General features: G+C 40.6%; 13 protein-coding genes. 5 read left to right on the plus strand and 8 right to left on the minus strand.

The genetic code is table 11. The annotated features are described in order from the left end of the window. Nucleotides 1–27: 27 nt before the first annotated feature. On the minus strand, nucleotides 28–1974 hold the full coding sequence (locus FTO70_RS15155) for a glycosyltransferase family 39 protein (RefSeq protein WP_255336605.1): 1947 nt from the start codon (nucleotides 1972–1974) through the stop codon (nucleotides 28–30). A gap of 167 nt (nucleotides 1975–2141) precedes the next feature. On the opposite strand from FTO70_RS15155, the gene FTO70_RS15160 reads away from it, so the two are divergent. The 3 genes from FTO70_RS15160 (at nucleotide 2142) to FTO70_RS15170 (ending at nucleotide 5978) form a co-directional block, all read left to right on the plus strand. Beyond that, nucleotides 2142–3239, plus strand: a complete 1098-nt coding sequence (locus tag FTO70_RS15160) for an acyltransferase (RefSeq protein ID WP_255336606.1) — start codon at nucleotides 2142–2144, stop codon at nucleotides 3237–3239. A 50-nt stretch (nucleotides 3240–3289) separates the two neighbouring features. Then, a complete protein-coding gene (locus FTO70_RS15165; RefSeq protein ID WP_255336607.1) occupies nucleotides 3290–4648 on the plus strand; it encodes a flippase in 1359 nt (452 codons plus the stop codon). A 145-nt stretch (nucleotides 4649–4793) separates the two neighbouring features. Continuing rightward, nucleotides 4794–5978 (plus strand): glycosyltransferase, encoded by a 1185-nt coding sequence (locus FTO70_RS15170; RefSeq protein ID WP_255336608.1) that lies wholly within the window; start codon nucleotides 4794–4796, stop codon nucleotides 5976–5978. Between the two features lie 33 nt (nucleotides 5979–6011). Here FTO70_RS15170 and FTO70_RS15175 read toward each other — a convergent pair whose 3' ends face one another. From FTO70_RS15175 to FTO70_RS15190, 4 genes are all read right to left on the minus strand, one after another. Beyond that, on the minus strand, nucleotides 6012–7121 hold the full coding sequence (locus FTO70_RS15175; protein ID WP_255336609.1) for a glycosyltransferase: 1110 nt from the start codon (nucleotides 7119–7121) through the stop codon (nucleotides 6012–6014). Further along, nucleotides 7118–8263 (minus strand): hypothetical protein, encoded by a 1146-nt coding sequence (locus FTO70_RS15180; protein WP_255336610.1) that lies wholly within the window; start codon nucleotides 8261–8263, stop codon nucleotides 7118–7120. The genes FTO70_RS15175 and FTO70_RS15180 overlap by 4 nt, the downstream gene beginning before the upstream one ends. After that, a complete protein-coding gene (locus FTO70_RS15185) occupies nucleotides 8260–9351 on the minus strand; it encodes a DUF4350 domain-containing protein (protein ID WP_255336611.1) in 1092 nt (363 codons plus the stop codon). Before FTO70_RS15185 ends, FTO70_RS15180 begins: the two co-directional genes overlap by 4 nt. A gap of 85 nt (nucleotides 9352–9436) precedes the next feature. Then, nucleotides 9437–10546, minus strand: coding sequence for a glycosyltransferase (locus FTO70_RS15190; RefSeq protein WP_255336612.1), 1110 nt, complete (start codon nucleotides 10544–10546; stop codon nucleotides 9437–9439). Nucleotides 10547–11039: 493 nt separating this feature from the next. Between FTO70_RS15190 and FTO70_RS15195 the strand changes: the two genes are divergently transcribed. Together FTO70_RS15195 and FTO70_RS15200 are read left to right on the plus strand one after the other, a co-directional pair. After that, the gene (locus FTO70_RS15195; protein WP_255336613.1) at nucleotides 11040–11927 is read left to right on the plus strand and encodes a hypothetical protein; all 888 of its coding nucleotides are present in this window, start codon (nucleotides 11040–11042) and stop codon (nucleotides 11925–11927) included. A gap of 27 nt (nucleotides 11928–11954) precedes the next feature. After that, nucleotides 11955–13121: a glycosyltransferase family 2 protein gene (locus tag FTO70_RS15200; protein ID WP_255336614.1), complete on the plus strand. Its 1167-nt coding sequence runs from the start codon at nucleotides 11955–11957 to the stop codon at nucleotides 13119–13121. Nucleotides 13122–13293: 172 nt separating this feature from the next. On the opposite strand, the gene FTO70_RS15205 is transcribed toward FTO70_RS15200, so the two are convergent. From FTO70_RS15205 to FTO70_RS15215, 3 genes are all read right to left on the minus strand, one after another. Continuing rightward, entirely contained in the window at nucleotides 13294–14541 is a 1248-nt protein-coding gene (locus FTO70_RS15205; protein WP_255336615.1) for a glycosyltransferase family 4 protein, read from the minus strand. A 4-nt stretch (nucleotides 14542–14545) separates the two neighbouring features. Further along, nucleotides 14546–15676, minus strand: coding sequence for a glycosyltransferase family 2 protein (locus tag FTO70_RS15210; protein ID WP_255336616.1), 1131 nt, complete (start codon nucleotides 15674–15676; stop codon nucleotides 14546–14548). A 425-nt stretch (nucleotides 15677–16101) separates the two neighbouring features. Further along, on the minus strand, nucleotides 16102–16325 hold a 224-nt coding region (locus FTO70_RS15215), incomplete at its 5' end, for a transposase (protein WP_255336617.1).

Below are 16325 nucleotides of genomic sequence, written 5' to 3' on the forward strand. Positions count from 1 at the left end.
TATCCCCGCAAAGACCGTCCCTCAATTTCATTCTAACCTGTAAAGGTACCAGTTTCCAATTGTTTTCTCCAACACAAAGTATTGATCCGGTCTATACTGATTGTAATATTCATCCATATCAACAGAATAGTACTCTTCTTGGCCTATGACAGAAAGTATCACATCTGTTCTAACCTGAGGGCTTTCCTCAATTTCATCGACAAACAGATATGTGAATTCCTCAAAGTTACCTTCGCCCTCCGAAAGATAATATTTAACACCGCATTGGCTAAAGGTTTCAACGAATCCTGTATCTTTGATACTTTTCTTTATGGTGGCCTGTTCATCTCCATAAAAGGCATGTCCGCATACCTTTGCGTTGTTATATAAGGAAAATATCCTTGGGGTGGTTTGTGTCCTTAAAATAACATCATTTTCCCCCAGGTTTTTTTCCAGATATCCGGACATCTCCCTGGTGCCTGGAATATCGTGGTTGAGTGTCTCTTTTGAATCACTATAGGAAGGTAGTATCAAGAGAAGCACTACTAAAAAAAGGACTAGATTTTTGGAAATTTTGTTAAGCCTGGTTTTTTCGATCAAAAGCAAAATGTAAAGGGAATACAGGATAAGGACCACAATAAATACATGTTTGTAGTAGACATGGAAATATATTGCTTTAGAAGCTGCTATCAGGTAAATTGCGCTGGAAAGTGCAAATGCCAGAGTCTCTGTTCTTGCCTTCTTATAAAATATGCTCAGCACCAAACCGGCGGGAAATACATAAAATAGAACTGCTGGGACGTCTCCTTTAACCATGTTTATTATTTCCAGGTACACCCTCCAGTTGAAAATCAGATTTTCATCCGTCAAAAAATCAGCTGCAAGTCTGGTGATCGGATCCTTGATAAGAAAGACTAAAATTAGCGGTAACAGAAATATCAAAATATATCTTATATTTTTGCTAATGTTTTCTGCTGCCTTTCTAAATTTGTCGTCGTGTTTTTTTATTAAGTCATAGATTACATATATCAAAAAAGGCATTAGAAGCAATCTTATAATCCCTTCGATAGGGGTTGTAACAGGAATCGGGTTTATAAGGATTCTGAATAAAAGGGTTGGAAGAATGCTCAAAAATCCCAGTTTGGCTAGACTGTAAAGGTCACTTTTCTCTTTGAAGAGAATTAATAACGCCAGGGTCGGGAAAATGATCAGCAAAAAGGAATATTTCATCAAAACCGATAATCCGCAAAAGAGGTAAGCCAAGTTTTCTTTTTTGTCGAGGTACAGGTTTAGGGCAACAAACATGAATATCAAAGAGGGCAGGTCCATTACCGTCACATAAGTCGTTAACTGGAAAACCGGGTTAAAAGCAAGAAGTAAAGTTCCGATTAATGCAATTTTTTTAGTGAATAGTTTGTTGAAAAATCGATATATAAGATATAGTAGTAATATGCCTAAAATAGTCAACAGGTTTCGGATCAGGATTTCAAGTGGAATGAATTCCGAAAGGGGCATAAAAGGCAAAAAAGTCCATTCAAAAAAAGGGAAGTAACCTAAACTTCTGGAATAAGTATCCAGGCCATTGAAGATTGAGATGTAAGAGTAGTTCTGATTTAAAAAAGGATTCAAGTATTTATACATATTGATGAGATTTGGCAAGTGTGTGGCGTATTTATCACAGTGGGCAACCCCTGCGAAAGAGTAGTTCATATATGGAGCCCTCACAGCGGCAAATGCTGTGAATACTGCAGCCAGGCCGAAAACAGATGAGCCTTCTTTATAGAATTGTCTTGCCAGAAAGTTTATTATCGGAATTTTGTTCATTGAAGGGTGTTTTACTTCAAATTTTATTGCTCTTTGTTCTTCTTCCTCTTTTTCTATATCAACTTCATCCTCCGAATTGTACAGCTTGTCCAGTTTCTCACGGTAATGATAAGAAATCAGGATGCTCAGAAGAGTTATCAGTATGATAATGATAAAGGGGATCGTCGACATTCCACGTCTCCGGGGGTTTGCTGTAGCTTGTTTATTGAGTAAGGCTTATAAGTTGTTTTGGCTCTATAATACTGTTGAACTATTTATAGTCTTAATGTTCAAATTTGTCATGTTCAAATTTGTCATGTTCAATTTACATTTGTTTGTTCTTTACAATGGAGCAGTGAATGCAAACCCAAAGAATAATAGAGCTTGACTATCTTCGGGCCTTTGCCATACTCGCAGTAATCAGCATTCATACACTTGACTATTTCAGGTATATACCCGAGGTTAACGCTCTGGTTATCTCAAGTCTGATCTTATATGTATTTGTAAGGTTTGCAGTCCCAATGTTTGTGTTTGTATCGGGTTTTGTCCTGGCTTTGAAATACGGAGACCGTTTTTCAAGGAAAACTTATTTTGTAAAAAGGGCCAGGGCAGTTATACCTCCATATATGGTATTTTCTGCAATTTATCTCATTCTTCCCGATTATTTATTTAACGGGCAGTTGAAGTTTCCTTCCGTGGGAGAATTTCTTGTAAATCTTTTTTCAGGAAATAGTTATGGACACCTGTGGTTCATTCCCCTGATTCTTCAATTTTATGTCCTGTACCCGGCTACGATAGGTATATACCAGAGGTTTGCCGAAAAAAGGAACCCTCTGTTACTTCTGGCTTTAAGCGCATTTTTTCAGGATATATGGATCGTTATGGCTTCTCTTTTCAACCAGTACTCATATGCCACAATTAATGTTATAATGGATAGAGCATTTGTTTCTCATGTATTCTATTTTCTATTTGGAATCTACATATGCAAAAATTACGCTGATGTCAGGAAAAAGATTTTAGGTTTAAGAGGCAGACATCTGTTAACTTTAGCCCCTGTGACATTATTCATGTCAAGTTTCTGGATATACGGTTTATTGCGGTACGGGGACTACTTCAAAATTCCTAGCTACTATGTGGGTATACCTCACATGTTGTTCCCCATATATTTTACACTTATTTTTGTTGTGTTGTTTCGGCTTGGCCTTATACTATCAAAAAATAATAACCTTTGTTCGAACTTCATTTTTCAATTGGGTAGAGAATCCTTCGGGATTTATTTGATCCATGCCCTGTTTTTACATCTTACTGTAAAAATGATATATCCCGGACTTAATATTGAATATACTCAGTGGAAATTTTATCCTTTGTTATTCCTGTTTACAGTTTTATTGAGTTATACCTCAGTAAATCTTTTTAATCATTTACCTTTTAGTGAACTATTCTTCGGGCATAAATGAAAACTGTATTCAAAAGATTTTAATAATTCCGGAGTTTTGTGTGATAGCTCATGAAACAGAGCAGTGAAAAACTGGGACTCAAGAAAATTGGGATCAATTCCTTTCAGACGATTACACGCCAGAGTCTTTCCATCGTTTTCGGCCTGGGCCTCTACATCCTTCTAGCCCGCATCCTTGGCCCTGAAGGTAGTGGCCTGTATGCTATGGGTTTGCTCCTCCCTTCTACTCTTGCAACTTTTCTAAATCTTGGCGTGACTTCATCAAACGTTTACTTCATTGCTTCAGGAAAAGTTACACCGGTGCAGGCTGCGAAAACGAGCTTTCTGCTATGGGCCGTGTTAAGCTTAATTGGCTGCCTTGCCGCTTCTGCGGTAATCATCACTCAGGGTGAAGTCTGGTTTCCGGGAGTGCCGAAATTCTTGCTGTGGCTGGGGACACTGGCATTTCCGGTTATCCTACTCCTGGCATTTTTGGAGGGTTTCTTTCAGGGAGTCCAGGACTTCAAAAGCTATAATATGTTTCTTTTGCTTGTTCCGGGGTTGACGCTTGTTTTTGCATTAATACTGGTCGGAATCTTAAGGACGGGAGTTATGGGAGCTCTACTCTCTTTTATCGGAGGGAACGTAGTTGGACTCCTGATCGGGCTGGGTATGCTGCGGTCTCATATAAGGAGAAATAAACAAGAAGTGATAGGTTCCGGGTCAAAAAACTATCTTCGGGAATGCCTGAATTACGGCTGGAAATCCCATTTGAGCAACATGCTGGCTTTCGTAAACTATAAAGCCGACATTTTTTTAGTAAACTTTTTCCTGTCTCCAGCGGCAACGGGGATCTATTCTATTTCAGTTCTGATTGCGGAGAAATTGTGGATACTTTCCTATTCCGTAGGTGCAGTAATCCTGCCACACCTCTCGGAACTCCATCAGGAAGAGCAAAAGAGAAAACAACTTACACCTCTGATAGCCCGATGGGTGCTTTTTGCATCCTCTTTGGGTGCGGCAATTATTGCATTGGTGGCTTTTCCGTTCATTAACCTGCTTTTCGGGAAAGAATTCGCTCCAGCCTTCGGAGCACTCCTATGGTTGCTTCCCGGTGTGGCAATATATAGCATGGCCCGGGTGCTCTCCAATGATATCGCTGCTCGCGGAAAACCTGAATTGAATTGTTACAATGAGCTGGTTGTCGTTACCGTAAACGTGCTGGCCAATATAGTCCTGATTCCGAGGTTTGGGATCAAAGGTGCGGCAATTGCTACAAGTATAGCCTATATCCTGGGTGCAATTACGAAACTGTGGATATACTCGTACGTGAGTAAAAATGAATGGTGGAAACCCATTATTTTTGATTCCTACGATAGGTCTTTTATCAAGGAAAGTATTAAATTGGTAATAAAAGCATTTGCCCGATGAAGCAAAAATAGTAGGGGAATTTTTTGGTTTAATTGAAGTAATTATTTTTGGTTTAATTGAAGTAATTATATTTCTACAACCTGTTCAATATAAATTTTTAATGGATTCCGTCAAGTGTACGGAATGAAGTAGGAGATATGAAAATTTGAAAGTTGCTTATTTCTTAGATACTTTTCCCAAAATTTCGGAATCATTTATTTTAAATGAAATTACTGAACAGCTAAATGGTGGTACTGATGTCTTAATATTCTCGATGAATACCCCTCATGAGGAAATTTTTCACGATGAAGTTGAAAATTTCGATATCTTGAAACGAACATATTATTTTGATATCAGGAACGTTTTTACTTTAAACATTGTTCAATTTTTATATTTTCTTTCCAGGTCTATTTTTTATGAAATACACGACTTAAGGCTTCCAAAAAGCTCATTAAAAATAGCATACTTTGCCACAATAATTGAAAAAGAAGATGTAAAACAAATACATTCTCACTTTGCTAATTTTGGGATTTATACTAAAGAGTTAAGCTGCCTGCTAAAGATTCCTTTTACTTTAACAACTCACGCACAAGATATTTATTTTAAACCTGATTTCAAAAAGCTCAGAAGTATTATGGACGATGCAGCTGCAGTTGTCACTATCTCGGATTACAATAAAAAATATTTAGAAGAGACGATTCGACTAAAAAACAATGTAGAAGTTATTAGATGTGGAATAAATCCGGCTAAATTTGATCCTGGAAAAGGACAAAAAGGGAATGATTCAACAATAAATATTCTTACGGTTTCAAGACTTGTCGAAAAAAAAGGTATCGAATATTTGGTAAAAGCTATTCCTTCAGTTATTGAGAAATTTCCTGGCTGTAAATTTACTATTATCGGTTCAGGCTACCTGCATGATTCACTAAACCAATTGGCCATGGATCAAAATGTAAAGGCATATATACAGTTCAAAGGAGATGTTTCCGACTCAGAGTTAAAAGAAAACTATCATAAGGCAGACATTTTTGTCCTGCCCTGTATTGTGGCTGAAAATGGTGATCGTGATGGTATCCCGGTTGCGATGATGGAAGCAATGGCAATGGAAATTCCTGTAATTTCAACGGATGCTTCCGGTATACCTGAGTTAGTAATAGATGGAATTTCCGGAATATTGGTTCCTCAGAAAAATGAGACCGAAATTTCGAGAGCCATAATTAAACTATGTGAAAATAAAGATTTACGTAATAATATGGGAAAAGCAGGAAAACATATTATTATAGAAAAGTATAATCTAGAAAATGAAGCTAAAAAACTGGAAAATTTGTTTCAATCAGTTTACGGTTCCTAGTCAACTTGAAATTCTTTTATCCAGGATTCTTTTTTAAATTACCAGCTCAAGCCTGGTTTTTACCAGGTTTTTCAATTCCCTTATATTAGTTTCAATCTTAAACTTCAAGGCATGGAATTCGGCTTTTTCAGAGTATTCCCTATATTTATTTTCGTCCTCTAGCAGGGAGATCGCATCTATCCATTTCTCGGGGTCTCCATAGTTTTCAATAAGTATTCCTCCTTCTCCTACTGCTTCAGGAAGCCCTCCGATTTGGCTTGCAATCGAAGGAATCCCGCAAAAGGCAGCTTCCACGCAGACCCTCCCAAAAGGTTCCGGCCACAGGGAGGGCACGAGCAGGATTTTTGTTTTTGAATAGAAAGTTTCGGGATGATCTGCCCAGGGCATATATGTGATATTAGGATATTTTGAAAAATCGATGTATTCTGGGTTATGCCCCACAACCAGGAATTTCTTTTCCGGAAGTTTTCTAACAATTTCTAAAAATGTCTCGATTCCCTTGTGCTTTGAGGCATTGATCAACGTGATGTATTCAGGGTTTTGCTCTCTAACGCTGATCTCCCTGACGAAAGGATAGATTACGTGGGATTCCACACCAAACCAATCTTTTACAACTGAAGCCATATAATGACTGTTCGAAAGAATAAGTGATGCTCTGGGAATCCATTCTTTTTCATACCGAAAAACAGCGTTAACAAAATACCTGTAAGGGTTTAGGGAAGAGTAACCATAGCAAACCGAACAATTCCTGTTGCAGTTGCTTTCAGGGTTTGCGCAGAGACAGATATGCTCGTAGTTCCGCATGAAGACTATGGAAGGTATCTTTTCTTCATAAGCTATTTTTATTGTCGGGGCTGCAAAGTCCTGTTGTGTAATAACGAGATCCGGGGAAAAGTTCCTCATTTTCCGGCTTAAGGAACGTTCAAGCTGTTTGAATACGAAGTATTTGTTTAGCATATAGGTATTTGTTTCAAAAAGGGGGATAGAGGATGAGGGAAACGGTACTGCATGAGGGTTTTTTACATGCTTTCCGACTGTAAGCACTTCATTATTTATACTGAGCCCGGATATGAGTGTTTCAAAAGAAAGTTCTCCTCCCCCCAGCGGGGTAAGGAGATTTTCTTCTGACGCAAAAATTTTCATTCATTTGGCTCCTCATCTGAATCTTCAAGCTTAAGGAAGAAGGCTTTGTTAAGCCCGTAGACCATTAAAGCCACAAGAATCGCTACAGGAATCATAATGATGCCAAGCCTGGTGAACATCACAAGCATGATCCCACCCACAAAAATGGACATTGTTACGTTTAATTCCTTTTCATTGCTAATACTTAACAGCAGGAGGAACATCATCAGGCCTACACCTGCAAGCATCCCAGCAATAAGATAGGTTGCAATGCCTATTTCCGCAACATAAGCGGAAATCATTGCAACAAGTGACCTGTAAATTATATATGAAAGCATCAGCACGAAGATGCCTGCAATAATTTCCCTGGGAATCCTGAATGAAACGGTGCTATTCCCATCTCCTGCCTTCTTCTCCGTTGAAGAATTTGAAAAAGAGGAGGGACTTTTTCTGTTTAATTTGAATTCTATCCCATTGTTCGACTCAGAAATGCCAAAGGGAATGTTCCTGATTAATGCCTGAAGTCTCCGATTAATTTTTATCTTTATTGTACGCCTTCTGAGAATCATCAGAACGAAAAGTACAAAACCGAATAATGAGATCCCGATTATGCTTGAAAAGAGACCGTAGGCAAGCTTTGTTAAATATATAATCTTAATATTGTTCTGTGAAGTTTCAAGCTGTATGACCTTAAAATCGCCTTCGGAATAAATATTTTCGTTTTCAAGGAGGACAGGGCCATTAAGATAGAGGACCTTCTCTGCGTTTTCAATGCTTATGGTTACATTTTGTTTCCCTTTTTCAGAAACACGGGGGTTTGAAAACTCAAGCGTAAATAAACCGTGGCCCTCCGGTCCGGGACTCATGAAGAGTGCATGTAGTTCATTTCCATTTTTAGCGGCCAGAAACTGGATCCTTTCTTCAGAAACGTTGATCACGGCGGCATCTGACGTATAGGATACGATATCATTTCCATTCTTATATAGTTCAAAAGAATTCCCCAGGTCAGTGGCGAAGATTTCTCCTTCCCCATACCAGTATCGATTTACGTCCCCTATATCTTCCTGATAATAATTGATGCTGATATTTTCAGAAGCTGAAGCCGCCGAAATCATCATGGATAAAAGAATCAAACCACAAATCATGACAGAGTATTTCTTCATGTACGGACGACCTCGACAGGTATTTTATAGACATAGGGTTCACTGAATTCATTATACCTGACTTTCAGTACAATTGTAGTTTTGACGTATCCGTATTCATCGTTTAAGTTCCGGCACAGGAAGTTCAGGTCCAGATTCTCTCCGGGGCCGATTGTGAAGTTACTTTCAAAGGGGACCACAACGTCTCTAAGAATTTCCGGAATCTCAATGGACCCGTACACAGGACTCTTATTGTTTTTATTTTCCAGGGAAAATTCCACAAAACTTATTTTTCCGTCTTTAAAGGGAATGGAAAACTCGGAGGGCCTGTATGACAATTCTTGCATTTCCTCATTATCTTCAGATTCGATGTAATTCAGGACAAGATACAAAAGTTCTCGATTTTCATTGAACCTGTAGTTTGTAAGAAAGTCCTTGTTCCCGAGAGCAATTACTTTTCCTTGCCGGAAATTCTTTGCCATTAATATTGTATGTTCTTCCCCAATTCTTTCTTCTTCAAAGAACAAATCTTTTGAAATCTCGGAACTACCATTTAATCTAAAAGGATTTTCCTCAAATGCTGTAGACTCCGTATAAACTTTCCATTCTTCCAGGGGGATAGAACAGCCTAAATTTACGGATTTGTTCTTTGAAATGTTAACGTGAGTATTCAAAAGATATTCTCGTTTGAAATAAATGTCATATGGGTCAAGAATCAGATTGGAATTGAATATGGATTCAGGCGAATCACATATCACAATCAAATTTCCTCCGTTTTCAACAAAATTCATTAAGTTTGAGGTTTCGGTATTTTCCAGGCTTCTTTTAGGATTAATAATTACAACGAGGTCAGATTCCTGCAAATTCGATTCAGCTAAATAGCCAAAGTTAGAGTTAGTCATAGAATTGTCATTTACAACATACCCTAAACTTTCAAGACCTCCTGCAAGTTCACTGAAACCGGCCGGTCCTGAGTTTTGAAGCCCGAAAAAACCTTTTGTTGAAAGATCAAAGAATATATGATTTCCTTCTTCTGAACCAGCTATCACGGGAGAAGGGATCAAGAATATGATGAAGATTAGAAATATGGACCTCTTTGTCGTATTCATCAAACACCCCACGAGGATCAGCCTTTATTTTTACAGGAAACTTATGCAATTCTCCGGTGGAGAATGCCATTTAATGTCAGGTCATTTATTTAATGTCAGACCCCTTATAGTTGTTATTCACCTTATTTATAGCTTCAAGCATCTTTGCAATAAATATTGATTTATCGAACATTTTTGCCCTCTCAATACAGGAAGCCTTATACTTCTCAGGATTTTCAGAAATAACCCTGATAGCTTCAATTATATTTTCGACATCCGGTATTGTCAGTACTCCTGTCTCCCCATTGACCACGCTTTCGAGGTATCCACCCTCGTTTACTGCTACTACGGGTTTCCCTGCTGCCATGGCTTCAATAGCTGTCATACCGAAATCTTCATTCATGGCAGTTGTAATATGCCCTTTACATCTGGAGTATAAATCCAGCAGTTCTTCTTCCGAGATGCTTCCTATCAAGCTTACGTTCCCCGGAAGGTTTGACATCAATTTGGATTCGTATTCAGACGCTTTATAACCATTTACATAGCCCCCCACAATAATCAATTTTTCATCGGGCATACGTCTGAAGGCTTCGATCTGCAGTTCCACGCGTTTTTCAGCATACAAACGGTTTACAGACAGCCAGAAATCTCCGCATTCATTAAAAGTAAACTTTGAAGTATCAACCGGAGGATAAATTACAGTTGAATCTCTTAGAAGATATTTCTTAATCCTGCGCTGGGTATTGAGGGAGTTTGTAGCAATCATGCATACATTGGATAGAGATATTTCATATAACTCCCGATTTATTTTTGCCCAAAATATAAACGGCAGAGAAGACAAAACGGAATACTTTTGCTTGAAAAAATCGTAAAGATCATAAAATATTCTTGCCGGAGTATGGCAATAAAAGATGTTTGGTTTATGCTTTCTTGCAGAGAAATGAGCCCAATTTCCGGAAAAAATAAAAAAATCGTATTCCTTTGAAAAATCGCACATTGAATACTTAAATAGAGCCACGGTTTGCTTAAGGCCGGGCAATTTCGGCGTTTCTCCCAGGCTTATTATGGTTATATCTTCGTATCCCATTTTTTCAACGGCTTCAGTATCCAGGTCCGTAGTAATAACGTCTGCATTAAGTCCCCTTGCAAGTGTGAATATTAATTTTTCACCACCACCTATCGCGCCGACAAAATCATGGAAGATTGCAATCCTCATCCGGTTTCCTCACAATATATAGTTCGGTGTATCTCTTCACATTCATACCTTTCGGCTTCAATCGATATTTTATACCTGTAAATTAATTTTCAACGTTTTTTTGCAGATTCTGTAAATAGTATAAAATAGTAGTTTATGGTATTTTATAGAGTGTAGCTAAACCCGGAGTGCAGCAAGAAATCGGAGAAATGTTATGAATGTTATTTCATTTTTTAAAAACAGATTAAAAGACCCTGAAATCAGGTATGCTCTGATCCTGTTCTTCACCACAAGGATTTTCCTGACACTCATCGGTGTATTATCCAGTATTGCACTGAAATCTTTTCATAAGAAGAAGTGGGTTTATTCAGAACACCTCTGGTTAGATATCTGGGGAGTCTGGGATACCGGCTGGTATATGAGCATCTCTCAAAAGGGCTATCCTGCAATATCTCCGGATGAACTGGCCCGGCATTTTACGGAATTTGCATTTTTTCCTTTTTACCCTCTGCTCATGAAACTTATTGGTTTCATTCTTACGGATAATTATATTGCAGGCCTGCTGATCTCCAACGCCTGTTTAATCGTATCCTGCATTTATCTGTATAAGCTGGCAAAACTGGATGCTGACGATGCCAGCGCTCTCAGGTCTATAAAATATCTATTATTGTTTCCCGTTTCTTTCATCCTATCGGGAGTTTTCACCGAGTCCCTCTACCTTATGCTGGTTTTGATGTGCTTCTATTATGCCAGGACGGATAGGTGGCACCTGGCAGGAGGACTGGGTTTCTTCCTGGCCCTTACAAGGTCTTTAGGGGTCCTCATCGTTTTGCCCCTGCTCTATGAAGGCCTTCAACCTCTGTTTAGTAAGGGAGTCAGCCTGAAGAATTTAAAAAGCCTGACAAATTTAATAAGTTTCAGGAATGATCTTATCCCCATTTTATCACGGCTTTCATACCTCCTGTTAATCCCCCTGGGCCTGGCTGTCTTCATGGCTTATAATTACTATCTTACCGGGGATTTCCTGGCTTTCGCCCATGCCCAGGCAGCCTGGGGCAGGCATTTCGGAAGCCCACTGCTTACGCTGCTAGATGCCTTTGACTCAAACATTAACTCTAAATTCGAAGCCGTTTTTGCGGCAGTCTCTCTTTCCGTTTTTCTGTTATTTTATAACAGGATTAGGGTTTCTTATTGGATCTTCGGGATATATTCAATGTTAGTTCCCCTTTTTACGGGAATAATGTCCATGCCCAGGTTCATCCTGGTAATTTTTCCTATCTATATTCTGCTGGCTGACCTGACTGAAAAACGCGTTTCAGAGGAAATTGCTATACTGTCTCTGGCCCTGTTGCAGGGCTGCTTGATGGTTTTCTGGAGCAATGGCTTTAACCTGATTATCTGAGGCAGAAATGAAACTCAGGGGCAAAAAATGAACACTGAATACGGAATAACGGTAATTATCCCCACTTTCAATGAAGAAAACAATATAGCTTCGATCATCCATGCAGTTAATTCAAGCTTCTCAAAAAGTGGAATTTCCGGGGAAATTCTGGTCGTTGACGATGAATCCCGGGATGAGACGATTGAAATTGTCCGGAATATCTCCAGGAAATGCGGGAATGTAAGGATAATTGTAAGGCATGAGGACCACGGACTTTCCCAATCCGTAGTTGAAGGCTTTAAACAGGCGAATTCGGAACTTTTTCTGGTTATAGACGCAGACTTTTCTCACCCTCCCGAATTGATCCCGCGCTTTTACGAAGAAATAAAGAAGGGACATGAAGTAGTTGTCGGAAGCCGGTATATCCGGGGAGGGGGCATAAGGCAGTGGCCACTGAAGCGCCGTGTCCTGTCCCTCGGGGCCACAGGTCTCGGAAGAATCCTTTTCCCTGAAGTTACGGATCCTGTCAGCGGCTTTTTCGCCGTAAAAAAAGAGGTTGTAGAGAGAGCCCCCCTCAAACCCAGGGGATATAAGATCTTAATGGAAATCCTCGGGAAGGGGAGATGGGATTCGATATCAGAGGTTCCCTTCACCTTTAGCGATAGAAAGGGCGGGGAGAGCAAATTATCTCTGAAAATAATTCTTGAATATATTGAGCAGGTCCTCAATATCACGAAGTATTCCATTGATGTGCGGGATAATTCTGTCTGGAATGAATGGAAGAGGTTGTCCAGGTTCTGTTTTGTGGGGCTGTCAGGGATAGCGGTAAATATGGGAGCCCTGTATTTGCTGACAGAATACTCCGGTTTTTACTTTCTCACAGCCAGCGCAGTTGCAATAGAGTTATCGATCATAAATAATTTTATCTGGAATGACATCTGGACATTTAAGCCGCCTGAGAACCTCTCTCCGCACAGGGAAAGCAGATTTCACCGTTTCCTGTCTTTCCAGTGCGTTTCAATTGCAAGTCTCCTGATAAACATGGGGATACTGTACTCCCTTACCGACTTTCTGGGAGTATACTACATGATTTCGAATTTTATCGGGATACTGGTTGTTTTCTTCTGGAATTATTTTGTTAATAGGAACCTTACCTGGAAACTGCAACCTTTTGACCGGGGCTGTGAAGAAATTTCTCCAGAAGATTTCAATTGAACGTGATTTCTTTCTCTTCTTCTTTTTTTATTTAAATTCCTCTTATTTCAACTAATTTTTCCTTATTTTTGCTCCTTATTTTAGTAAACTTTTCCTTATTTTTGCTCCTTATTTCAGTAAACTTTTCCTTATTTTTGTTCCTTATTTTCAGTAAATTTTCCTTATTTTATCCTTATTTAGGCAAGTTTTTCCTTATTTTTGTTTTTATTTCAGTTAATTTTCCATAGTGTGAGAGGATTTTTACAAAAGCCTCGTCCCAACCATATTTTTCAGCCTTGAGAAAGGCAGAAACAGACATTTCTCCATATGATGAATTTCCCTCATCTCCCTTCATCTCATCTCCCTTAATTACTCTCTTCACCCCTTCTGCAATCTCTCTTTCCCCCAGCCCCACAATAAACCCGTCAACGCCATCTTCTACCAGCCCCTGCGCTGCGTTATACTTCTCCTTAACCGTCACCACCGGCACCCCGCAGGCAAACGCCTCGATCACCACCATCCCGAAGCCCTCCCTGGAAGAAGGCAGCACGAATACTTTTGAGGCTTTTATTTTTCCTATGAGGGCTTCATACTCCTGAAAACCCGCAAACTCCACAATCTCCTGCATGCCGGTTTCATCCGCAAGTTTCTCAAGCGCTGCTTTTTCAGGCCCGTCCCCCACAATGCAGCACCTGAGAGCCGGAAAGTCGTCTTTCAGGAGAGCTACCGCTTTGATCAGGACACCGACGTTTTTTTCTTTAATGAGCCGCCCGGCAAAAATGACATCATAACGTTTTCCTTCCTGCTCAACAGAAACCCGGCATCTTTCCGTTCCAGCAGAAGCCCGGCATCCTTTCGCTTCGATCCCGGAAATCCTTTTAAGATCGATCCCGTTTGAGACTACCTTTATCTTATCCTCAGGGACTCCAAGAGTTTCAAGCCTTTTCTTTGTCCAATCAGAAACCGCTATATTATCCGCGGAAATCTTTGCGACCGCGTATTCTACCATTTTTCCGAAAAACCCGGCTCTTCCCAGGTATTCATACCAGTAATCGTCCCAGACTTCATGCCAGGTATAGACTGCAGGGCTCTTTTTTAAAACCGAGACCGCTTTTACGGTAAAACAGGAAAAATAAGGAAAGACGCTCACATCAATAATATCGAAGTTTTCTTTCCGGAGAGGGTAGAACAGTTTTGCGGCAAACAACAGGGCTTCGGAAATAGAACGCTTTCCACCAACGTAGAGGTCCCTGGCTTTGCAGACTCCGTGCAGGGTCATGCCCTCATATTCAAGAACATCTTCGCCTTCCCACCACTTGATTCCGAAGAGGTGCACTTCGTCCCCGCGGGCTGCCAGGCGCTTTCCAAGCTCATGAATGCGCATTTCTGCGCCGCCTTTGACCCAGGGGTAGACAGCGTCGTAGACGAAGGCGATTTTCATTATTTCACCAGTCGGCGTCCGTATCAAGGAGCATTACGCTTACAAAGATTGCAGAAAAAATCAGCTGGAACCCAACTGCCGCAAGGACCATTGAAATAACTGCGGATTCCACCTCTTCAAGAGACCCGTATCCGGAAATAATCCAGTTGTAGGCAACTTTCAGCCCGAGGATGAGGCCGGAGCCCAGGATAAGGGAGCCTCCAAGCAGTTCTTTTTCAAGGGAATGGTAGCTCAGCCATTTTTTAGAACTGCCGTTATTATTCTTGTAGATCCCGTGGATCAGGCCGTATGTTTTCATATACCCGCCAGTGGCCAGGATTTGCCCGCCAATGATTAAGAGCATGCTGCCTAAAATGAAGGAGTGAAGCCTGTTTACGACGGCGTTTCCTGTCAGCAGGAGGGTTGTAGTTATGAGAAAACCGAGGATGAAGACAAAAGCTCCGGGAAGGTAGAGGAAAGGTATCGGGCGGTACAGCATCATGAACCGTACATGCCGCCATCCGTCCCGGAAGGAGCGCAGTTTGGAGGGGGCTTTTCGTGAGTAGTAACTTATAGGGACTTCCTTTATCCTGAGCCCGCTTTTTGCGGCTTCTATTATCATTTCGGATGCCAGTTCCATGCCGTGGGTCTTGAGGTTCATATTTTCAAGGGCTTCTTTCGTAAAGGCCCTCATCCCACAGTGGGCATCCGAGATCTCTGTCTTGAAAAGCAGGTTAAGCATGCCTGTGAGGAGGGGGTTTCCGATGTACTGGTGCAGCCAGGGCATGGCTCCTTTCTTGATATCACCTTTGAGCCGCGTACCTATTACGAAATCCGCTTCACCTTTCATAAGAGGGTCCAGAAATCCCGGCAGCTCCAGCAGGTCATAGGTATTGTCGGCATCCGCAATAGCTATGTAGTCCCCGCTTGCATACGCAAGTCCCGTTAGATACGCATTCCCGTACCCCTTGATAGGGCCGAGCACCTTTGCCCCCATGGATGCCGCAATTTCGGCGGTCCTATCCGAAGAATTGTCAGCAACAATTACCTCCCCTTCAATCCCATATTTATTGAATACTGTATGGGCTTTTTCTATGCATGTCCGGATAGTTTCTTCTTCATTCATCGAAGGCATTACGATGGAAAGGGAGGGCATGTCGATTTATACAGCTTATTGCTTAATAACTATTTTGATGTAATTTATTTTAAGGCAGGCTGCTTTTAAGTTCATTCCCGGGATTCCTGAGACTCCGGGTTGAAAGGCCTTTTGTAACCGGTAGAGAAAATCCTCTTTAAGCTCAAATATATAAAGGATAAATAAAGTAATTTTAAGAAGGGGCCGTCCGGAATTTTCCGGGATTTACTTTTATTTTTAAGTTCTTTATCGAAACAAAGTTTTCAATAAAGTGGGGATCATGGTCAAAGTAAACGTCATATTCTATAGTTATACGGGCACATCCGTGAACTACCCCTCCCTAAAACCTTCGCCTGACGGCTCAGGTTTTGAGGAATGGGCTTCCTGCTTCATTCCCCGGAGTAAGCTCCGCAAGTCCACAGGCTCTTCCCCACGTTCCGCAGGTGTCAAGTTACAATCGGATTTTGAGCTTGAAGTGCAAATTTTTTGATATTAATAGCGGCATTTATGTCCCTGTCATGTTTTGTTTTACACCCAGGGCACTCCCATTCCCTAACATCCAGAGTTATGTTTGAATTGTGATACCCGCAAACGTTACAAAGCTTTGTTGATGGCTCAAACCTCCCTATCCTTAACAGGGTTTTCCCGAACCATTCAGCTTTATACACTA

The organism is Methanosarcina sp. KYL-1, from assembly GCF_024372725.1.
Classification (GTDB): domain Archaea; phylum Halobacteriota; class Methanosarcinia; order Methanosarcinales; family Methanosarcinaceae; genus Methanosarcina.